Origin of the sequence: Streptomyces sp. NPDC088915 (assembly GCF_044749825.1) — a bacterium.
Lineage (GTDB): Bacteria > Actinomycetota > Actinomycetes > Streptomycetales > Streptomycetaceae > Streptomyces.
On record NZ_JBIVIR010000005.1, the window covers coordinates 291,067 to 311,625 of the forward strand.

Below are 20,559 nucleotides of genomic sequence, written 5' to 3' on the forward strand. Positions count from 1 at the left end.
ATGAGCGATCCACGAGGCCAGACCCTGCGCCGCCGGTCCGCCGGCGTCGTCTTCCTGCTGGTGCCCGCCCTGCTCGCCTGGCTGGCGGTCGCCGTCTACGAGAAGCGCTTCACCGACTCCGACCCGGTCGTCGTCGAGACCGGCAGCGTCGGCAACGAGATGCACCTCGGCGCCGAGGTGAAGCTGCGCGGCGTCGTCGTCGGCGAGGTCCGCGCCATCGACTCCACCGGCGCCGGGGCCCGGCTCACCCTCGCCATGCGGCCCGGCGCCCTGGACCACGTCCCCTCCGACGTACGCGCCCAGATGCTGCCCACCACGCTCTTCGGCGAGCGGTTCGTGGCCCTCGTACCGCCCGGCAACCCCTCGACGAAGCCGCTGGGCCCCGGTGCCGTCATCCCCGAGGACCGTTCCGGCAACGCCGTCGAACTCCAGCAGGTCCTCGACAACGTCCTGCCGCTGCTGACCGCCGTCCAGCCGCAGAAGCTCTCGGCGACCCTCTCCGCCGTCTCCAGGGCCCTGGAGGGCCGCGGCGACCGGCTCGGCGACACCCTCACCCAACTCGACGCCCACCTGCGCGAGTTCAACCCCCACCTGCCCGCCCTCAACCGCGACCTGAAAGAACTCGTGAAGGTCAGCCACCTCTACGCGGACGCCGCCCCGGACATCGTCACCGCGCTCACCGACTTCACCACCACCAGCGGCACCCTCGCCGAGAAGGAGGCCGAACTGTCCGGCACCCTCGGCGCCACCACCCGCACGGCCCAGGACCTGACCGCCTTCCTGCGCCAGAACAAGGACAACATCATCCGGCTCAGCGCCACGAGCAGGCCCACCCTGGAACTGCTCGCCGAGTACTCCCCGTCCTTCCCCTGCACCCTGCGCACCCTCGCCCAGTTCGTCCCCGCCATGGACAAGGCGCTCGGCAAGGGCACGAACCGGCCCGGACTCCACGTGAACGTCACCGCCGTGCCCGCGCGCGGCGCCTACGTCCCCGGCCGCGACACCCCCTCCTACGGCTCCGGCGGCGGCCCGCGCTGCCACCCCGTGCCCTACCTCGGCGCCCCCGTCGCCCCCGCGGCCCGGGCCGCCGCCTCCGCCGACCAGGACCTCGGGCCCGCCAACTCCCCGCAGGAGAACGACCTCGTCAACGAACTCCTCGCCCCCGCCGCGAAGAAACGGCCCGGCGACCTGCCGGACTGGAGCAGCCTCCTCGCCGGACCCGCCTTCCGCGGAGCGGAGGTGACCCTCCGATGACGACGCCACCCGCCCACACGCGACGGCGCGGCCTGACCGGAACGGTCCTGAAGTCCCTCGTGTTCGTCCTGGTCACGGCGCTCGCCACCACCGTCCTCGGCTTCAGCATCGCCAACACCGGGGTCGGCTCCGCCACCCTCTCGTACAAGGCGCTGTTCACCGACGTCACCGGACTCGTGGAAGGCGACTCCGTCCGCATCGCCGGGGTCGAGGTCGGCGAGGTGACCGACGTGCGCGTCGTCGAACGGCGCACCGCCCAGGTCACCTTCACCGTCCGCGAGGACCGCACCCTGCCCCGCTCCGCGACCGCCGCCGTGAAGTACCTCAACATGGTCGGCCAGCGGTACGTCTCCCTCGACCGGGGCAGCGGCGACCTGTCCGGCACCCTCCAGTCCGGGGAGACCATCCCGCTGGAGCGCACCACGCCCGCACTCGACCTCACCCTGCTGTTCAACGGCTTCAAACCGCTCTTCGAGGGCCTCTCGCCCGCCGACGTCAACGACCTCGCCGGCTCCCTCGTCCAGGTCCTCCAGGGCGAGAGCGGCACCGTCGACAGCCTCCTGCGGCACATCGGCTCCCTCACGAAGACCGTCGCCGCCAAGGACGAGGTCGTCGGCCAGGTCGTCACCCACCTCAACACCGTCCTGACCACCCTCAACAACCGCGAGGCCGGCTTCGAGGACCTCGTCGTCACCCTCCAGAAGCTCGTCACCGGCTTCAACGCCGACCGCGAACCCCTCGGCCAGGCCGTCCGGGCCATCGGCGACCTCACCACCACGACCGCCGGACTGTTCCAGGAAGCGCGCGCCCCCCTCAAGCAGGACATCCGCGAACTGGGCCGGCTCTCCGGGACCCTCGGCGACCACACCCCCCGCATCGAGTCCTTCCTCGCCAACACCCCCGCCAAGCTGACCGCCCTGGCCCGCCTCTCCTCGTACGGGTCGTGGTTCAACCTCTACCTCTGCGAGGCGCGCGTGAGCGGCGTGGGCACCTCCGACGGCTCCGAGCCGCCGACCGGCGTCACCGTGACCGAATCGAGGTGCCGCGGATGAGCCCCCGCCCCCTGCTCAAGCCGGTCAAGGAGCGCAGCCCCGTCGCCGTCGCCGTCGTCGGACTCCTTCTCCTGGCCCTCCTCGCCGCCCTCGCCTACAACGTGGAACGCCTTCCCCTCGTCGGCGGCGACACCGCCTACAGCGCCGACTTCACCGAGGCCGCCGGACTCGACGAGGGCGACGAGGTGCGCGTCGCCGGCGTCAAGGTCGGCGAGGTCACCGGCGTCGCCCTCGACGGACCCAAGGTCAAGGTCACGTTCGAGGTCGGCGACGCCTGGGTCGGCGACCGGTCGACCGCCGCCATCGCCATCAAGACCCTCCTGGGCGAGAAGTACCTGGCGCTCGACCCCCTGGGCTCCGCCCCCCAGGACCCCGCGGCCCGCATCCCGCAGTCCCGCACCACCTCCCCGTACGACGTGACGCAGGCCTTCCAGGACCTCAGCGGCACCGTCGACGCCCTCGACACGAAGAAGCTCGCGGACAGCTTCGCGACGATCTCCGACACCTTCAAGAACTCCCCGCCGCACGTCCGCAACGCCGCCACCGGCCTCTCCGAACTGTCGAGGACCGTCTCCAAGCGCGACGCCGAACTCGCCCGCCTCCTGGAGAACAGCAAGAAGTTCACCAAGACCCTGGAGGACAGGAAGTCCAGCTTCGAGACGCTCATCGAGGACGGCGGCTCGCTGCTCGGGGAGCTCAGGAAGCGCCGCGACGCCATCCGCGCCCTCCTCAAGGGCAGCAGGGAGCTGGGCACCCAGCTCGGCGGCCTCGTCGGCGACAACGACCGGCAGCTCGGCCCGACCCTCAAGTCCCTCGGCCGCGTCACCGAGGTCCTGGAGAAGAACAGCGGCAAGCTCGACCGGACCCTCGCGCTCGTCGGCCCGTACTACCGGCTCGTCGGCAACACCCTCGGCAGCGGCCGCTGGTTCGACAGCTACCTGTGCGGCGTGGTGCCCCGGACCTACCTGCCCGAAGCCTCGCAGCCCACGACCGGATGCCTGCCGCCGAAACAGACGGCGACGGCCAAGGGGAGCGGTGAACGATGACCAAGCCCAGAACGCCCCTCGCCGCCGGACTCGCCCTCGTGGTGCTCGCCGCCTGCGGATTCGTCGCCGTACGCGTCCTCGAACCCGACGGCACCCGCGTCACCGCCTACTTCGACCGGACGGTCGGCGTCTACGCCGGCTCCGACCTGCGCGTCCTCGGCGTCCGGGTCGGAGAGGTCGAGTCCGTCGAACCGCAGGGCACCCGCGTCCGCGTCCGGCTCCACCTCGACGAGGGCGTCCGCGTCCCCGCCGACGCCCGGGCCGTCGTCGTCGCCCCGAGCATCGTCGCCGACCGCTACGTCCAGCTCACCCCCGCCTACAGCACCGGCCCCGCCCTCGCCGAAGGCGCCGAACTGCCGGCCTCCCGCAACCGCGTCCCCGTCGAGATCGACCAGCTCTACGACTCGATCACCGACCTGAGCAAGGCCCTCGGCCCGGACGGCGCCAACTCCGCCGGAGCCCTGTCCGCACTCCTGGACACCGGCGCGAAGAACCTCAAGGGCAACGGCGCCTCCATCGGCACCTCCATCGAGGAGTTCGGCAAGGCCGCCAAGACCCTCGACGGCAGCAGCGAGCAGCTCTTCACCAGCCTGGGACAGCTCCAGACCTTCACCACCATGCTCAAGAAGAAGGACGGCGACGTCCGCACCGCGCAGGAACGCCTGGACGAGGTCGTCGGCTACTTCGCCGAGAACAAGGACGACCTCACCGGCGCCCTCAAGGAGCTCGGCAAGGCCCTCGCCCGGGTCAAGACCTTCATCAAGGACAACCGCGGCGAACTGAAGAAGAACGTCGAACGGCTCGTGCCCCTCACCCAGACCCTCGTCGACCAGCGGGCCTCCCTCGCCGAGGCCCTCGACGTCGCCCCGCTCGCCGCCGGCAACCTCGTCAACGCGTACAACCCGAAGACCCGCACCCTCGACGGCCGCGCCAACCTCAACGAGATCAGCATGGGCGGACCGCTGCTCCCGCTGCCGGTGACCGGCGGCTCCGCGGCGGGCACCGGGAAGGGGGAGCGATGAGCCGCTCCACCGCTTCCTCCGGGAAGCTCCTCGGCGCCGGAGCCGTCGGCACCGTCGCCCTCGGCCTGGGCATCGCCGTCGTCCTCGGCCTGGTCCCCACCCCTTCGCTCCGGTTCGACGGCATCGAGGACCTGCCGCTGCCCGGCGGCGCCGACCTCGGCCCCCACCCCTACACGGTCACCGCCGAACTCGACGACGTCCTGAGCCTCGTGCCGCAGTCCGCGGTCAAGGTCAACGACGTCGCCGTCGGACGCGTCACCGCCATCGAGCTGGTGCCCGGGAGCTGGACCGCCCGCGTCACCCTGAAGATCAACGGCGACGTCCGGCTGCCCGCCGACGCCGGCGCCCGCCTGGAGCAGTCCAGCCTCCTGGGCGAGAAGTACGTCCAGCTCGTCGCCCCGGGCGGGGACGGGAGCGGTACGGGCAAGGCCGGTGTCCAGCAGGCCGCCGCCCGCCGGAACGGCGGCGAACTCGCCGACGGCAGCACCATCCCGCTGGCGCGCACCAGCCGGAACACGGAGGTCGAGGAGGTCTTCGGCGCCCTGTCCCTGCTGCTCAACGGCGGCGGCGTCAACCAGCTCAAGACCATCACCCGGGAGCTCAACGCGGCGCTCGGCGGACGCGAACCCGAGGTCCGTTCGATGCTGAGGCGGGTGAACACCCTGGTCACCGATCTGGACGCGCACCGCGGCGACATCACCCGCGCCCTCGACGGGGTCAACCGGCTCTCCGCCACCCTCGCCGGCCGCAAGAAGGACGTCGACACCGTCCTCACCGGCCTCTCGCCCGGCCTGAAGACGCTGGAGAACCAGCGGGGCTCCCTGCTGACCATGCTGCGCGCCCTGGACACCCTGTCCGGTGTCGCCGTGACCACCGTCAACGCGAGCAAGAAGGACATGGTGGCCGATCTGAAGGCCCTCGCACCGACCCTGAGGGCGCTCGCGGACGCCGGTGCCGACCTGCCCGCGTCGCTCCAGGTCCTGCTGACGTACCCCTTCACCGACGAGGTGATGCGGGGCATCAAGGGCGACTACCTCAACACCTATCTGCACCTCGCCGCCGTCCCCGGCACCGAGGTGATCCCGCCCCTGATCCCGAAGCCCGAGTCCACCCCCGATCCCACCCCGTCGGCCCCGGCGACGACGGAACCGGAGCCCGAGCCGGAACCCGAGCCGGGCGCCCGTCAGGGTCGGGGACAGAGCACCGGGTCGGCCCTGCCGCTGCCCCCGGTCCACACCGGCGGCACCCCGACGGACGGAGGCGAGAACCGGTGATCACCCGCACCGTACGGCTGAAGAACCTCGCGTTCCTCGTCATCGCCGTCCTCGTCCTCGGCTTCGTCGGCATCCGCTACGCCGACCTGGGCCGCCACGTCGGCGTCGCCGACCACTACACCGTCAAGGTCCACCTCGCCCGTACGGGAGGCCTGTTCACCCACTCCGACGTCACCTACCGGGGCGTCTCCGTGGGACGCGTCGGCGACATCGGCCTCACCGCCGAAGGGGTCGTCGCCGAACTGCGCATCAAGAAGTCCGCCCCCCGGATCCCCGCCGACGCGAAGGCCGTGGTCGCCGGACTCTCCGCCGTCGGCGAGCAGTACATCGACCTGCGCCCCGAGAGCGACGGCGGCCCCTACCTCGCCGACGGCGCCCGCATCGAGCAGACCGACACCCAGGTGCCGGCCCCGGTCACCGACGTGCTCGCGAGCATGAACGACCTCACCGCCTCCGTACCGCTCGACTCCCTGCGCACGGTCGTCGACGAGTTCGGCAAGGCCTTCGAGGGGCACGGCGACGACCTCCAGGCCCTCCTCGACAACGGCAGCGCGTTCGTCCGGGCCGCCGACCGGGCCCTGCCCTCCACCACCCGGCTCATCGACGACGGCGAGGTCGTCCTGCGCACCCAGGCCGACGAGAGCCGCGCCATCCGGGGCTTCGCCACCGGAGCGCGCGACCTGGCGGCCGCCCTCAAGGGCTCCGACGCCGACCTGCGGCGCGTCCTGACCGTCACCCCCGACGCGGCCGGCCAGGTCAGCGGCCTCCTGCGCGACCTCGACCCCAGCCTGGGCGTCGTCCTCGCCAACCTCCTGACCACCTCGGAGGTCGCCGTCACCCGGCAGCGCGGCATCGAGGAACTGCTCGTGACGTACCCGGCGGCCGTCTCGGCCGGAGCCACCGCCGTCAACGGCGGAAAGGTGGACTTCGGCATGGCGGTCACCTTCTTCAAGCCCCTGCCCTGCACCTCCGGATACGGCGGTACGCGCTACCGCAACGGCCTCGACCTGGGCACCGCGCCCGCCCTCAACACCGGTGCGGCCTGTACGGGCTCCGCGGCGGCCGGGATCAACGTCCGCGGCTCGGCGCACGCCCCGAGGGGCGGCCCCGTGCCCGCCCCGGCCAAGCCCGGCTCCCTGCCGTCGGGCGGTACGGGCGGGACGACGGGCTCCCCGCGGCAGTCCCTGCCCGGCGCACTCGGGCTGCCCGGCCAGGACGGCGCCCCGACGGACATGGCCGGACTCCTCGGCCTGGGCGGCGGAGGCACGCGATGAGGCGAGGGAGGATCCTCGGCGCCGGTGCCCTCGTCGTCGCCCTCGGCTTCTGCGGCACCGGCGCGTGGACCTACGCGCAGGCCCGCTCCGACGAGGGCCTCTCCTTCGGCCGCGCACGGGACGCCGCGCTCGCCGAGGGCCGGCAGCGCCTCACCGTCCTGAACACGCTGGACGCCTCGACCCGCGAGCGCGCCGCAGCGGGCGTACGGGCCTGGCGCGACGCCTCCACCGGCCCGCTCCGCACCGAGCTGGGCCGCACCGAGCCCGCGGTGGGCGCCTCGGCGCGTGCCACGGTCACCGAGGCCGCCCTCACCGCGCTCGACACGCGCGCCGGTACGGCGAAGCTCATCGCGACCGTACGCGTCGACGTCACCCCGCGCGGGGGCGCCGCCGCGACCAGCGACCGCAAGCGCCTGGAAGCCGTCCTGACGCGCACCGGCGAGGACACGTGGAAGGTCGCGGCCCTGAGCGCGGTCCCCGTCGCCGGCGCGGAGGGAAGCGAGAAGAAGGAGGGCGGGGACGAGTGACACGACTGCTGCGCGGAACGGCCGGGGAGACGGACGAAAGGGCCCCGGAGCCGGAAGAGACGGCGACCGGGGCGGCCCCCGCCGAAGGCGGCTCCGGGGCAGACGCCCCGGACGCCCCGGACGACAACGACAACGACAACGACAACGACAACGACGGCGACGGCGACGGTGACAACGGCGACAGCCGGTTCACTCCCCGGTGGCGCACGGCCGTCCTCGTCGCGGCCGTCGCCGCCCTCCTCCTCGGCGGGAGCGGCTTCTTCTACGGTGCCCACCAGCTCCGGTCGACCCCGTCCGCCCGCAACCACGCGCTCACCGACACCGCCGCCACCACCCGCGTCGGCGGCGACGTCGGCGAGGGCCTCGCCCGGGTCTTCTCGTACGCGCCCGGCCAGGCGGACGCCGCCGAACGCTCCGCCGCGACCGTCCTCTCCGGACGCGCCGCCCGCCAGTACACCGACCTGTTCGCCCAGGTCCGCGCGAGCCTGGTCGAGCAGCGCCTCACCCTCACCACCCAGGCCGTCCGCACCGGGGTGATCGAACTCCACGGGAACACCGCACGCCTGCTCGTGTTCCTCGACCAGACATCGCGGCGCGACACGGCACCCACCACGTCCGCCGCCGCCCAGCTCACTGTCACCGCGGAGTTCCGGGACGACCGGTGGCTGATCGTCGACATCAAGGCCCGCTGACCATGGGCACGAACGTGCGCATGCGCACGAGCGGGAGACGGGAGCACTCCATGACACGCGCGGTCCGCACCCCGGCGGGCATCCGGCCGGCCCTGGCGGTGGCCCTCGTGCTCGCCCTCGTCGCGGGCGCCTTCGCGGCCTGGGCGGGCCGGGACTGGTACGCCGCGGCCCACGACGACTCCGCCGCGTACGCGGTGCAGCGCGACCGCGCGCTGGCGGCGGGGGAGCAGGCCGTGCAGAACCTCAACACGCTCGACCACCGGCGCGTGGACCAGGGTCTCGACCTCTGGGAGTCCTCCACGACCGGCGAACTGCACGAGCAACTCGTGGACGGCCGGACGGAGTTCGCCGGTCAGGTGAAGGCCGCGAAGACGGTGACCACGGCCCGGGTGCTGTCCGGCGCCGTCACGGAGCTCGACGACCGCGCGGGGCGGGCCCGGCTGCTCGTCGCCCTGCGCGTCACCGTCACGACGCCCGACAGCAAGAGCACGGACAAGGACAGCCGCATGCTGGGCGAACTCACCCGGACCGACGGGCAGTGGAAGCTCAGTGCCCTGGGGCAGGCCCCCGTGGGCGGCACGGCGGCCGGCTGACCGGCCCGCGCCCCGAGAGCCGCCCGCACCCGAAAGGACGACGCACGATGCCCACGCCCCGCCACCACCTCAACCGCCAGCGCCGCCGCCGGGCCCTCGCCACCGCCGCGCCCGAGGACACGGCCTCCCGCCCCCGCGCGTCCGTGGGCCTCCTGACCGGCCCCGCCCCCCGGACCGGGCGCCCGACGACGGCGAAGCCCGTACGGGAGAAGGACGGAGAGGCGGCCGAAGAAACAGCCGGAGGGACGGCCGGGAAGCCGGAGCGGAAGGCCGCCGGCAGGAGGACCCGGTCACGCGGGCTCGTCCCCCTCGTGGTCCTCTGCGTCCTCACCCTCCTCCTCGGCGGCTTCGCCGGCTGGGCGCACAGCAGGGCGGCCGGGCTCCGCGACGACCCCGCCCGCGGCAACACGGCCCTCACCGACCTCGCCCGTACCAGCGAGATCAAGGGGCAGACCGCCGCGGCCGTCGCCGCGCTCTTCTCCTACGACCACGCCGACCCGGCCGCCTTCGAGAAGGCCGGGAAGACCCTGCTCACCGGGAAGGCCGTCGCGCAGCACCGGACGCTGCTCGGCGGGGTGCTCGCCCGGGCGGCCGAGGAGAAGACGGTGATCACCACGGCGGTCACCGACAGCGCGGTCGAGCGGATCGACGGCGACCGCGCCCGGGTCCTGGTCTACGCCGACCAGAGCAGCGTGAGCACGGCCGGGACCGCCAAGGGCGGCAAGCAGCAGAAGGCACAGGACCAGGGGGTCTACGCGGGCGCCATGTTCGCCGTGGACGTCGTCCACCGGGGCGGCCGCTGGCTCGTCGAGAACATCGACACCTTCGGCCGCTGAGCCGCCGAGTCACCGAATTGCCGAGCCGCCGAACCACTGAGCTGCCGAACCACTGAATCACCGAACTACTGAACTACTGAACTACTGAACTACCGAACAGCCGAGCCGCCACGACCCTTCCGGGAAAGCCCGGTCACCCCGTCCGCGTGGCGACCAGCACCGTCGCGTACAGCTCCTCGCACGTGACGATCCGCGCCGCCAGGCCGTGCGCGGAGACCGCCTCCACCGCCCGGCCGGCCTGCCGCTCGCTCGTCTCCACCAGCAGGTGTCCGCCCGGTGCCAGCCACTCCGGCGCCCCGGCGGCGACCCGCCGCAGCACGTCGAGGCCGTCCGGGCCGCCGTCGAGCGTGACGAGCGGCTCGTGGTCGCGGGCCTCGGGCGGCAGCAGGCCGATGTCCCCGGTGGGCACGTACGGCACGTTGGCGACCAGGACGTCGACCCGGCCCCGCAGCCCCGGCGGCAGCGGCGCGAACAGGTCCCCCTCGTACACCCGGCCGCCGCGCGGCTCGACGTTCCGCCGGGCGCAGGCCACCGCCGCCGGCTCGACGTCCGAGGCGTGCACCTCCGCGCCCTCGACCCGGTCGAGCAGCACCGCGGCCGCCGCGCCCGAACCGCAGCACAGGTCGACGCAGAGCGCGCCGGGCGCGGCGAGGGACACGGCCCGCCCGACCAGGAACTCGGTCCGCCGCCGGGGCACGAACACCCCCGGGCCGACGGCGATCCGCAGCCCGGCGAACTCCGCCCACCCCACGACGTGCTCCAGGGGCAGGCCGGCGGCCCGCCGCCCGACCATCAGGTCGAGCTCGGCGGGCCCGGGCGCCGCCGCGAGCAGCATCGCGGCCTCCTCCTCGGCGAAGACGCACCCGGCGGCCCGCAGCCGCTCGACCACCCCCGCGCCGTACGCCACGTCAGGCAAGGCACGCCTCGACGGCCGCCACGACCTCGGGGGCGTCCGGCTCGGTGCGCGGACGGAAGCGGGTGACCTGCCCGTCCGGGCCGATCAGGAACTTCTCGAAGTTCCACTGCACGTCACCGGCCTCGCCCTCGGCGTCCGCGACCTCCACCAGCTCCGCGTAGAGCGGGTGGCGGTCCGCGCCGTTGACGTCGGTCTTCTCCAGGAGCGGGAAGGACACCCCGTACGTCGTCGAGCAGAACGTCCGGATCTCCTCCGCGCTGCCCGGCTCCTGGCCCGCGAACTGGTTGCAGGGCACGCCGAGCACGGTGAGGCCGCGCTCCCCGTACTCCTTCTGCAGCCGCTCCAGACCCGCGTACTGCGGGGTCAGACCGCACTTGGAGGCGACGTTCACCACCAGGACCGCGCGGTCGCGGTAGTCGGCCAGGGTGACCGGCTCGCCGGCCAGGGTCTTCAGCGGGATGTCGTACAGGCTCACGGCCGCTCCTCGTGCGCACGGGGGAATGGGGTTTGATCCGCCCCATGGGGTTTGATCTGACCATGGGCGACGAACCACTGGCAATCCCGATCGACTCCACCGCACGACCGGCGCCGCGCCGGATCCTCTGCCGGCTCTGCGGCCGCCCCCTGACGGGCGCGGACTCGCGCCGCACCGGCCTCGGCCCGTCCTGCGACGCCAAGCTCCACCCGGCGGGCCCGGACATCCGCACCCGCCGCCACGAGGTGGAGCAGGACGCGCTGCCGGGCCTGGACCCGCCGGAGGCCTGAGCCGCGCGACGCCACCAGCCGCGAAAACCGGTGGACCAGCGGTTTCCCGGCCCGGCAGGGTGGCCGGGATGAGAACACCACCCGAGCCACCGGAACCGGAGTCCTGAACCGTGTCGACCCTGCGCGTCACCGCCGAAGTCCTGACCGTCCACCCCCATCCCGACGCCGACGCCCTGGAGCTGGCCCAGGTCGGCCTCTACCGGGCCGTCGTCGCCAAGGGCGCCTACGTGACCGGCGACGCCGCCGTCTACATCCCCGAGCAGGCGGTGCTGCCCGCCGCGCTCATCGAGGAGCTGGGGCTGACCGGACGCCTCGCCGGAGGGAACGCGGACCGGGTCAAGGCGGTGCGGTTGCGCGGCGAGCTGTCCCAGGGCCTCGTCTGCCGGCCCGCCGCCCTCGCGGACACCGACCTCGTACGGGCCGCGGCCGAGGGCACCGACTTCGCGGAGCGGCTCGGCATCGTCAAGTGGGTGCCGCCGGTACCGACGCACATGAGCGGGGACGTGGAGGCCGCGCCCGACCTGCTGCCCTGGGTCGACGTCGAGAACCTCCAGCGCTTTCCGGACGTCTTCGAACCCGGCGAGCCCGTCGTCCTGACGGAGAAGCTCCACGGCACGGCCTGCCTGCTGACGTACGGGGCCGGGGACGGGCGCGTCCAGGTCTCCTCCAAGGGCTTCGGGGCCAAGGGCCTCGCGCTCAAGGAGGACCCGCGCAACCTGTACTGGCGCGCCGTCCACGGCCACGGCCTGGCCGCCGTCGCCGAGCGCCTGGCGAAGCGCCTCGGCGCCCGCCGCGTCGGCCTCTTCGGCGAGGTGTACGGCGCCGGGGTCCAGGACCTGGCGTACGGCGCCGACGCCCGGAGCGAGACCGTCGGGTACGCGCTGTTCGACGTGTCCGCCGAGATCGACGGACAGGTCCGCTGGCTGGACCCGGCCGAGGTCCTGGAGCCCGGCGAGGTCCCGCTGGTCCCGCGCCTGTACTCCGGCCCGTACGACCTGGACACCGTCCTCGCCCACGCGAGCGGCCGGGAGACGGTCTCCGGCCGGGAGGCGCACCTGCGGGAGGGCGTCGTCGTCCGGCCCGCGACCGAGCGGTACAGCCCGGTCCTGGGCGGCCGGGCCATCGCCAAGGCGGTCAGCCCGGCCTATCTCACCCGCAAGGGCGGCACCGAGTTCGAGTGAGCCCCAGGGGCTTCAGAGCTTCCGGAACAGGCCCTCCTGGACCACCGACACCAGGAGCCTGCCCTCGCGGTCGTAGATCCGGCCCCGCGCGAGTCCCCGGCCGCCCGTGGCGATCGGGGACTCCTGGTCGTACAGGAACCACTCGTCCGCCCGGAACGGCCGGTGGAACCACATCGCGTGGTCGAGCGACGCCATGTCGAAGCCGCGCGGCCCCCAGAGGGGCTCAACGGGGATCCGGACGGCGTCCAGCAAGGTCATGTCCGAGGCGTACGTCAGGGCGCAGGTGTGGACCAGCGGGTCGTCGCCCAGCGGCCCCACCGCCCGCATCCACACCGCGCTGCGCGGGTCCGCGCCCTCGACCTCCTCCTTCGTCCAGCGCAGCCGGTCCACGTACCGGATGTCGAAGGGCTGCCGGCGGGCCATCCGCTCCAGGGCCTCCGGCAGCGCCCCCAGGTGGTCGCGGATCTCGTCCACCAGCATCGGCAGGCTCTCCGGGTCCGTCATGTGCCGGGGCGGGAGCTGGTGCTCGAAGCCCGCCTCCTCCGGCCGGTGGAAGGAGGCCGTCAGATTGAAGACCGTCCGCCCCTCCTGCACCGCCGTCACCCGGCGGGTCGTGAACGAGCGCCCGTCGCGCACCCGCTCCACCTGGTACACGATCGGCACCCCGGGGCGGCCCGGCCGCAGGAAGTAGGCGTGCAGCGAGTGCACCGGCCGGTCCTCCTCCACGGTCCGGCCGGCCGCCACCAGGGCCTGCCCGGCGACCTGCCCGCCGAAGACCCGCTGGAGCGACTCCTGCGGGCTGCGGCCCCGGAAGATGTCGACCTCGATCCGTTCCAGGTCGAGCAGGTCGACCAGTCTCTCGGCGGGATTGGTCACCACGGAACTCCTCCTACAGCTGTCCGACGGACGTCACGCGGACGACCGCGCGGCCCTCCTCGTCGGAGGCCGCGAGATCCACCTCCGCGCCGATGCCCCAGTCATGGTCGCCGTTCGGGTCGGCGAAGGTCTGCCGGACGCGCCACAGGCCGTGCGCCGCGTCCTCCTCGATGGCCAGCAGCTTCGGGCCGCGCGCGTCCGGACCCGTACCGAGGTCGTCGTACTCGTCCCAGTACGCGTCCATCGCCTCGCCCCACGCGTCCGCGTCCCAGCCGGACTCCGCGTCCAGCTCGCCGAGCGCGTCCACGTTGTCCAGGGCGGCCAGCTCCACCCGGCGGAAGAGGGCGTTGCGCACCAGGACCCGGAAGGCGCGGGCGTTGGCCGTGACCGGCTTGACCTGGTCGGCCTTCTCCTGGGCCTCCTCGGCCGTCTGGACCTCCGGGTTCGCCAGCTGCTCCCACTCGTCGAGCAGCGAGGAGTCCACCTGGCGCACCATCTCGCCCAGCCAGGCGATCAGGTCCTCCAGGTCCTCGGTCTTCAGGTCGTCCGGGATGGTGTGGTCCAGCGCCTTGTACGCGCTCGCCAGGTACCGCAGGACGATGCCCTCGGTCCGCGCCAGCTCGTACCAGGAGGTGAACTCGGTGAAGGACAGGGCCCGTTCGTACATGTCACGGACGACCGACTTCGGCGACACCGGGTGGTCGCCCACCCACGGGTGCGACGTCCGGTAGACGTCGTACGCGTGCCAGAGCAGCTCCTCCAGCGGCTTCGGGTACGAGATCTCCTGGAGCCGCTCCATCCGCTCCTCGTACTCGACGCCGTCCGCCTTCATCCTGCCCACGGCCTCGCCGCGCGCCTTGTTCTGCATGGCGGCGAGGATCTGGCGCGGGTCGTCGAGCGTCGACTCCACGACGGACACCATGTCCAGGGCGTACGAGGGTGATTCGGGGTCGAGGAGGTCGAACGCGGCGAGCGCGAACGTCGACAGCGGCTGGTTGAGCGCGAAGTCCTGCTGGAGGTCGACCGTCAGACGGATCGTGCGCCCCTCGGCGTCCGGCTCGGCCAGCTGCTCCACCACGCCGCCGTCGAGCAGCGAGCGGTAGATCGCGATGGCCCGGCGGATGTGCCGGAGCTGCGCCTTGCGCGGCTCGTGGTTGTCCTCCAGCAGCTTGCGCATGGCCTCGAAGGCGTTGCCCGGCCGGGCGATCACCGAGAGCAGCATGATGTTGGTGACCTTGAAGCGCGAGGTCAGCGGCTCCGGTTCGGCCGCGATCAGCTTCTCGAAGGTGGTGTCGCTCCAGGCGACGAAGCCCTCGGGGGCCTTCTTGCGGACCACCTTGCGGCGCTTCTTCGGGTCGTCACCGGCCTTCGCGAGCGCCTTCTCGTTCTCGATGACGTGCTCGGGGGCCTGCGCCACGACCAGACCGGCCGTGTCGAAGCCGGCCCGGCCCGCCCGGCCCGCGATCTGGTGGAACTCCCGGGCGCGCAGCGTGCGCACCCGGTTGCCGTCGTACTTGGTGAGGGCCGTGAAGAGCACCGTGCGGATCGGCACGTTCACGCCCACGCCGAGCGTGTCCGTCCCGCAGATCACCTTCAGCAGACCGGCCTGCGCCAGCTTCTCCACCAGGCGCCGGTACTTGGGCAGCATGCCGGCGTGGTGCACGCCGATGCCGTGGCGCACGAACCGCGAGAGGTTCTGGCCGAACTTGGTGGTGAAGCGGAAGTTGCCGATCAACTCCGCGATCTTGTCCTTCTCCTCGCGCGTGCACATGTTGATGCTCATCAGCGACTGCGCGCGCTCGACGGCCTGCGCCTGCGTGAAGTGCACGATGTAGACGGGCGCCTGCCTGGTCTCCAGGAGCTCCGTCAGGGTGTCCGTGATGGGGGTGAGCCGGTACTCGTACGAGAGCGGTACCGGCCGGGTCGCGGAGCGGACCACCGAGGTCGGCCGGCCCGTGCGCCGGGTCAGGTCCTTCTCGAACATCGACACGTCGCCGAGCGTCGCCGACATCAGGACGAACTGCGCCTGGGGGAGTTCGAGCAGCGGGATCTGCCAGGCCCAGCCGCGGTCCTGCTCGGCGTAGAAGTGGAACTCGTCCATGACGACCTGGCCGATGTCGGCGTACCTGCCGTCCCGCAGCGCGATCGAGGCGAGGACCTCCGCCGTGCAGCAGATCACCGGCGCGTCCGCGTTCACGGAGGCGTCGCCGGTCAGCATGCCGACGTTCTCGGTGCCGAAGAGCTTGCACAGGTCGAAGAACTTCTCCGACACCAGCGCCTTGATCGGCGCGGTGTAGAAGGTCACCTGGTCGTTCGCGAGCGCGGTGAAGTGCGCGCCCGCCGCCACCAGCGACTTCCCCGATCCGGTGGGGGTGGACAGGATGACGTTCGCCCCGGAGACGACCTCGATCAGCGCCTCTTCCTGGGCCGGGTAGAGCGTGATGCCCCGCTCCTCGGCCCAGGAGGAGAAGGCCTCGAAGAGGGCGTCGGGGTCGGCGGTCGGCGGGAGCTGGTCGATAAGGGTCACGTCCCCATCTTGCCTGGATTCCGCCCGGAGGAGGGAACCGGTCACCGGCGGTGTTGATCACGGGCGGTAGGCTCGTCCGTCGACCGGGCGTCAACCGAGCGCCGGCAGGGGAGAAACGGGGCGGGCCAACCATGATGGGACCGGCGCACTCGCTGTCCGGAGCGGCGGCCTGGCTGGGGGTCGGGGCCCTCGCGGCGGCCTACGACCGCCCGATGCCCTGGCCGGTCCTGGTCGTCGGCGCGCTCATCTGCGCGGGCGCCGCCCTCGCCCCCGACCTCGACCACAAGTCCGCGACCATCTCGCGCTCCTTCGGGCCCCTCTCCAAGATCCTCTGCGGGATCATCGACAAGCTGTCGTACGCCGTCTACAAGGCCACCCGCTCCAAGGCCGACCCCCGCAGGACCGGCGGCCACCGGACCCTCACCCACACCTGGCTCTGGGCGGCCCTGATGGGCGTCGGGGCCTCCGCGGCGGCGGTCGGCGGCGGCCGGTGGGCGGTCCTCGCCCTCCTCTTCGTCCACCTCGTCCTGGCCGTGGAGGGCCTCCTGTGGAAGGCCGCCCGCGCGTCCAGCGACGTCCTGGTCTGGCTGCTCGGCGCGGCCGGCGCCTGGATCATGGCGGACATCCTGGAGGACCCCGGCAACGGCGCGGACTGGTTCTTCACCGGCCCCGGCCAGGAGTACCTGTGGCTCGGCCTGCCGATCGTCCTCGGCGCCCTCGTCCACGACATCGGCGACGCCCTGACGGTCTCGGGCTGCCCGGTCCTCTGGCCCATACCCGTCGGCCGCAAGTTCTGGTACCCGGTCGGCCCGCCCAAGTTCATGCGGTTCCGGGCCGGCAGCTGGGTCGAGCTCAAGGTCCTCACCCCCGCCTTCATGCTCCTGGGCGGCCTCGGCGGAGCCTTCGCGCTCGGCTACGTGTAGCCCCGCACGCGAGAGGGCCCGCACCGGAGATCCGGTGCGGGCCCTCTCGCGTGCGGCCCGGTCACCCGTGCCAGGACCGCCACAGCGCCGCGTACGCCCCGTCCGCCGCGACCAGGTCGTCGTGGCTGCCCAGCTCGCTGATCCGCCCGGACTCGACGACCGCGATCAGGTCGGCGTCGTGCGCGGTGTGCAGCCGGTGCGCGATCGCCACGACCGTGCGCCCGTCGAGGACCCGGCCCAGGGACCGCTCCAGGTGGCGGGCCGCCCGGGGGTCGAGCAGGGAGGTCGCCTCGTCCAGGACCAGGGTGTGCGGGTCCGCCAGGACGAGCCGGGCCAGGGCGATCTGCTGGGCCTGCGCCGGGGTCAGCGCCCGGCCGCCCGAGCCGACCTCCGTGTCCAGGCCCCCGTCGAGGCCCCGGGCCCAGCCCTCCGCGTCCACGGCCGCGAGCGCCGCCCACAGCTCGGCGTCGTCGGCCCCGGCCCGGGCGAGGAGCAGGTTGTCCCGGAGGGAGCCCACGAAGACGTGGTGCTCCTGGTTGACCAGGGCCACGTGCTCGCGGACCCGCTCGGCGGGCATCCGCGCCAGCTCGGCCGCGCCGAGGGTGACCGAGCCGGCCCGCGGGGCGTACACGCCCGCGAGCAGCCGCCCGAGGGTGGACTTGCCCGCGCCGGACGGGCCGACCAGGGCGAGCCGGGTGCCCGGCGCCACCTTCAGGGACACCTCGTGCAGCACGTCGACGCCCTCCCGGTAGCCGAACCGCACCCCGTCCGCCCGCACCGTCCGGCCCTCGGGCCGCACCGTCCCGTCGCCCGCCTCCGGCTCGACGTCCCGGACGCCGACGAGCCGGGCGAGCGACACCTGCGCGACCTGGAGCTCGTCGTACCAGCGCAGCACGATCCCGATCGGGTCCACCAGCATCTGCGCGAGCAGCGCGCCCGTGGTGAGCTGCCCCACGTCGATCCAGCCCCGGAGCGCGAACACCCCGCCGATCAGCAGCACGGCGCACAGCACCGTCGTGTGGGTGAGGTTGACGACGGGGAAGAGCACCGAGCGCAGGAACAACGTGTACCTCTCCCACGCGACCCACTCCTCGATCCGACGGTCCGACAGGGCGATCCGGCGCCCGCCGAGGCGGTGCGCCTCGACCGTGCGGCCCGCGTCGACGGTCTCGGCGAGCGCGGCGGCCACCGCCGCGTACCCGGCGGACTCCGAGCGGTACGCCGAGGGCGCCCGCCGGAAGTACCACCGGCAGCCCACGACCAGGAGCGGGACGGCGAGCAGCGAGGCGAGGGCGAGCGGCGGCGCGGTCACCGCGAGGCCGCCGAGCAGCAGCCCCGCCCACACGACGCCGATGGCGAGCTGGGGCACGGCCTCGCGCATCGCGTTGGCGAGCCGGTCGACGTCCGTGGTGATCCGGGAGAGCAGGTCGCCGGTCCCGGCCCGTTCGAGCACGCCCGGCGGCAGCCCGACCGCGCGCACCAGGAAGTCCTCGCGCAGGTCCGCGAGCATCTCCTCGCCGAGCATCGCCCCGCGCAGCCGGACGAGCCGCACGAAGACGGTCTGGACGAGGAGCGCGCCCGCGAACAGCGCGACCGTGCGCTCCAGGTGCAGGTCCCGGGCCCCGGCCGCCAGGTCGTCCACCACCGAGCCGAGCAGGTAGGGGGCGACCATCGAGGCGATCACGGCGACCGCGTTCACCCCCACGAGCAGGGCGAAGGCCCGGCGGTGGCGGCGGAGCAGGTCGCGGACGTAGGCGCGGACGGTCGCGGTCGCGGCGACCGGCAGCGTCGTCGCCGTCGTCGGAGCCCCCGGGTCGTACTCCGGCGGAGCCAGGCCGATCATGCCGATTCCCCTTCCAGTGCTTCGAGCGCGTTCCCGGGAGCGGGGACGGTGGCGAGCTCCTCGTCCGTCTCGCGGGTGACGACCGCGCGGTAGCGCGGCTCGCGGGCGAGCAGTTCGCGGTGGGTGCCGACGGCGACCGCCTCGCCGTCGTGGACCAGGACCACCCGGTCGGCGCGGTCCAGGAGCAGCGGCGAGGAGGCCAGGACGACGGTGGTCGCGCCCGCGCGCAGCCCGGCGATCCCGGCGGCCACCCGGGCCTCGGTGTGCGCGTCGACCGCCGAGGTCGGCTCGTCCAGGACGAGCACCTCCGGGTCGGCCACCAGGGACCGGGCGAGCGCGAGGCGCTGGCGCTGCCCGCCGGAGAGCGACCGGCCCCGCTCGGTGATCCGGGTCCGCATCGGGTCGCCGCCGGTGTCCACGGAGGCCTGGGCCAGCGCGTCGAGGACGTCCTCGCAGCGGGCGGCGGTCAGCGCGTCCTCGGCCCGCACCGCGCCCGAGGCGGGCACGTCGAGCAGGTCGCGCAGGGTGCCGGAGAGCAGCACCGGGTCCTTGTCCTGGACGAGGACGGCGGTACGGGCGGTCTCCAGGGGCAGTTCGTCGAGCGGGACCCCGCCCAGGAGCACCGAGGTGTGGTCCGCCTCCGGCTCGGCCGGGTGGCCGCCGAGCCGGTCCGCGAGCCGCCCGGCCGCGTCCGGGTCGCCGCAGACGACGGCGGTGAACAGACCGGCCGGGGCGCGCAGCCCGGTCAGCGGGTCGTACAGGTCGCCGCCCGCCTCCGGCTCCCCGTCCCCGGCGGCCGTGGTCACGGTCGTCGTGGTGCGGGTCAGCGCGAGGACCCGCGCGGCCCGCTTCGCGGACGGCCGGGAGAAGGAGAACGCCATCGCGATCTCCTCGAAGTTGCGCAGGGGGTGGTGGGTGAGGGCCACGGCGCTGTAGACGGTGACCAGTTCGCCGACCGAGATCCGCCCGTCGAGCGCGAGCCGCGCCCCGTACGCCACCACCACGATGAGCAGGACGCCGGGCAGCACGACCTGGACCGCGGCGATCAGCGCCCACATGCGCGCGCTGTGCACGGCCGCCCGGCGGACCTCCTGGGAGGCGGCGCGGTAGCGGCCGAGGAACAACTCCTCGCCGCCGATGCCGCGCAGCACGCGCAGCCCCGCGACGGTGTCGGAGGCCAGCTCCGTGGCCCGGCCCGCCTTCTCGCGCTGGACGTCGGCCCGGCGGGTCGCGCGGGGGAGGAGCGGCAGCACGGCGAGGGCGAGGACCGGGATGCCGACGGCCACCACGACGCCCAGGGCCGGCGCGTAGACGACGAGCCCCACGCAGACGGCCACGAGGACGACGGCGCCCGCCGCGAACCGGGACAGGGCCTCGACGAACCAGCCGATCTTCTCGACGTCGCCGGTGGAGACGGCGACGACCTCGCCCGCGGCGACCCGCCGGGTCAGGACGGAGCCGAGTGCGGCGGTCTTGCGGGCCAGGAGCTGCTGCACCCGGGCGGCCGCGGTGATCCAGTTGGTGACGGCGGTCCGGTGCAGCATCACGTCGCCGGTCGCGATCGCCGCGCCGAGGAGCACGAGCAGCACCCCGGCGAGCGCGAGCCGGTCGCCGTCGCGGTCCACCACCGCCTGGACGGCGAGACCGACGCCGAACGGCAGTCCGGCGATGCCCAGATGGTGCAGCAGTCCCCAGAGCAGGGACTTCACCTGCCCGCCGAGCTGTCGGCGGCCGAGCCAGACGAGGAACCGGGTGCCCGAGCGGACATCGGGGACCCCGGGATCGGCGTGGGGAAGATCTCGAATCTGCATGGCGTCCCAGGGTCTCCGGGTCTGACGGGGAAAGACGCGCGCCGGGGATGTGCGGCGGCGCCGGAAACCGTGCAAGGTTCGCGTTTCCCTCGGGGGCCGGGCAATCGATTTTCCCCACGAGGGAACAGATCGCGCCACGTCCGATCA

The 20,559-nt window shown here is 73.5% G+C and carries 19 protein-coding genes; 13 read left to right on the top strand and 6 right to left on the bottom strand.

The genetic code is table 11. From position 1 onward, the window contains the following. Genes ACIP5O_RS11825 through ACIP5O_RS11870 form a run of 10 tightly spaced genes read left to right on the top strand, consistent with a single transcriptional unit; the run spans window position 1 to window position 9,570 of the window. Window positions 1-1,254 (top strand): MCE family protein, encoded by a 1,254-nt coding sequence (locus ACIP5O_RS11825; protein WP_401291623.1) that lies wholly within the window; start codon window positions 1-3, stop codon window positions 1,252-1,254. Next, complete coding sequence (locus ACIP5O_RS11830) at window positions 1,251-2,306, top strand: MCE family protein (RefSeq protein WP_401291626.1); 1,056 nt, start codon at window positions 1,251-1,253, stop codon at window positions 2,304-2,306. Before ACIP5O_RS11825 ends, ACIP5O_RS11830 begins: the two co-directional genes overlap by 4 nt. Beyond that, window positions 2,303-3,352 (top strand): MCE family protein, encoded by a 1,050-nt coding sequence (locus ACIP5O_RS11835; RefSeq protein WP_401291629.1) that lies wholly within the window; start codon window positions 2,303-2,305, stop codon window positions 3,350-3,352. Before ACIP5O_RS11830 ends, ACIP5O_RS11835 begins: the two co-directional genes overlap by 4 nt. After that, on the top strand, window positions 3,349-4,374 hold the full coding sequence (locus ACIP5O_RS11840) for an MCE family protein (protein WP_401291631.1): 1,026 nt from the start codon (window positions 3,349-3,351) through the stop codon (window positions 4,372-4,374). The genes ACIP5O_RS11835 and ACIP5O_RS11840 overlap by 4 nt, the downstream gene beginning before the upstream one ends. Continuing rightward, on the top strand, window positions 4,371-5,648 hold the full coding sequence (locus tag ACIP5O_RS11845) for an MCE family protein (RefSeq protein WP_401291633.1): 1,278 nt from the start codon (window positions 4,371-4,373) through the stop codon (window positions 5,646-5,648). The genes ACIP5O_RS11840 and ACIP5O_RS11845 overlap by 4 nt, the downstream gene beginning before the upstream one ends. Further along, window positions 5,645-6,922 (top strand): MCE family protein, encoded by a 1,278-nt coding sequence (locus ACIP5O_RS11850; protein WP_401291636.1) that lies wholly within the window; start codon window positions 5,645-5,647, stop codon window positions 6,920-6,922. The genes ACIP5O_RS11845 and ACIP5O_RS11850 overlap by 4 nt, the downstream gene beginning before the upstream one ends. Continuing rightward, window positions 6,919-7,449, top strand: a complete 531-nt coding sequence (locus tag ACIP5O_RS11855) for a hypothetical protein (RefSeq protein ID WP_401291639.1) — start codon at window positions 6,919-6,921, stop codon at window positions 7,447-7,449. Before ACIP5O_RS11850 ends, ACIP5O_RS11855 begins: the two co-directional genes overlap by 4 nt. Then, window positions 7,446-8,141, top strand: a complete 696-nt coding sequence (locus ACIP5O_RS11860) for a hypothetical protein (RefSeq protein ID WP_401291642.1) — start codon at window positions 7,446-7,448, stop codon at window positions 8,139-8,141. The genes ACIP5O_RS11855 and ACIP5O_RS11860 overlap by 4 nt, the downstream gene beginning before the upstream one ends. Before the next feature lie 50 nt (window positions 8,142-8,191). Beyond that, on the top strand, window positions 8,192-8,734 hold the full coding sequence (locus ACIP5O_RS11865) for a nuclear transport factor 2 family protein (RefSeq protein ID WP_401291645.1): 543 nt from the start codon (window positions 8,192-8,194) through the stop codon (window positions 8,732-8,734). A gap of 47 nt (window positions 8,735-8,781) precedes the next feature. Further along, entirely contained in the window at window positions 8,782-9,570 is a 789-nt protein-coding gene (locus ACIP5O_RS11870) for a hypothetical protein (RefSeq protein WP_401291648.1), read from the top strand. Between the two features lie 133 nt (window positions 9,571-9,703). Here the strand turns inward: ACIP5O_RS11870 and ACIP5O_RS11875 are convergent, their stop codons facing one another. Together ACIP5O_RS11875 and ACIP5O_RS11880 are read right to left on the bottom strand one after the other, a co-directional pair. Continuing rightward, window positions 9,704-10,486: a putative protein N(5)-glutamine methyltransferase gene (locus ACIP5O_RS11875; protein ID WP_401291650.1), complete on the bottom strand. Its 783-nt coding sequence runs from the start codon at window positions 10,484-10,486 to the stop codon at window positions 9,704-9,706. Then, window positions 10,479-10,961, bottom strand: a complete 483-nt coding sequence (locus ACIP5O_RS11880; protein WP_401291653.1) for a glutathione peroxidase — start codon at window positions 10,959-10,961, stop codon at window positions 10,479-10,481. The genes ACIP5O_RS11875 and ACIP5O_RS11880 overlap by 8 nt, the downstream gene beginning before the upstream one ends. Before the next feature lie 62 nt (window positions 10,962-11,023). On the opposite strand from ACIP5O_RS11880, the gene ACIP5O_RS11885 reads away from it, so the two are divergent. Both ACIP5O_RS11885 and ACIP5O_RS11890 read left to right on the top strand, forming a co-directional pair. Next, on the top strand, window positions 11,024-11,251 hold the full coding sequence (locus ACIP5O_RS11885) for a DUF6011 domain-containing protein (protein ID WP_401291958.1): 228 nt from the start codon (window positions 11,024-11,026) through the stop codon (window positions 11,249-11,251). A 110-nt stretch (window positions 11,252-11,361) separates the two neighbouring features. Further along, complete coding sequence (locus tag ACIP5O_RS11890) at window positions 11,362-12,432, top strand: RNA ligase (ATP) (protein ID WP_401291656.1); 1,071 nt, start codon at window positions 11,362-11,364, stop codon at window positions 12,430-12,432. Between the two features lie 12 nt (window positions 12,433-12,444). On the opposite strand, the gene ACIP5O_RS11895 is transcribed toward ACIP5O_RS11890, so the two are convergent. Both ACIP5O_RS11895 and ACIP5O_RS11900 read right to left on the bottom strand, forming a co-directional pair. After that, the gene (locus tag ACIP5O_RS11895; RefSeq protein WP_401291659.1) at window positions 12,445-13,308 is read right to left on the bottom strand and encodes an acyl-CoA thioesterase; all 864 of its coding nucleotides are present in this window, start codon (window positions 13,306-13,308) and stop codon (window positions 12,445-12,447) included. Window positions 13,309-13,321: 13 nt separating this feature from the next. Beyond that, window positions 13,322-15,835, bottom strand: coding sequence for a DEAD/DEAH box helicase (locus tag ACIP5O_RS11900; protein WP_401291661.1), 2,514 nt, complete (start codon window positions 15,833-15,835; stop codon window positions 13,322-13,324). 131 nt (window positions 15,836-15,966) lie between these two features. Between ACIP5O_RS11900 and ACIP5O_RS11905 the strand changes: the two genes are divergently transcribed. Further along, the gene (locus tag ACIP5O_RS11905) at window positions 15,967-16,758 is read left to right on the top strand and encodes a metal-dependent hydrolase (protein ID WP_401291664.1); all 792 of its coding nucleotides are present in this window, start codon (window positions 15,967-15,969) and stop codon (window positions 16,756-16,758) included. 61 nt (window positions 16,759-16,819) lie between these two features. Here the strand turns inward: ACIP5O_RS11905 and ACIP5O_RS11910 are convergent, their stop codons facing one another. Further along, a complete protein-coding gene (locus ACIP5O_RS11910; RefSeq protein ID WP_401291667.1) occupies window positions 16,820-18,601 on the bottom strand; it encodes an ABC transporter ATP-binding protein in 1,782 nt (593 codons plus the stop codon). Then, entirely contained in the window at window positions 18,598-20,412 is a 1,815-nt protein-coding gene (locus ACIP5O_RS11915; protein WP_401291670.1) for an ABC transporter transmembrane domain-containing protein, read from the bottom strand. The genes ACIP5O_RS11910 and ACIP5O_RS11915 overlap by 4 nt, the downstream gene beginning before the upstream one ends. Window positions 20,413-20,559: the final 147 nt, after the last annotated feature.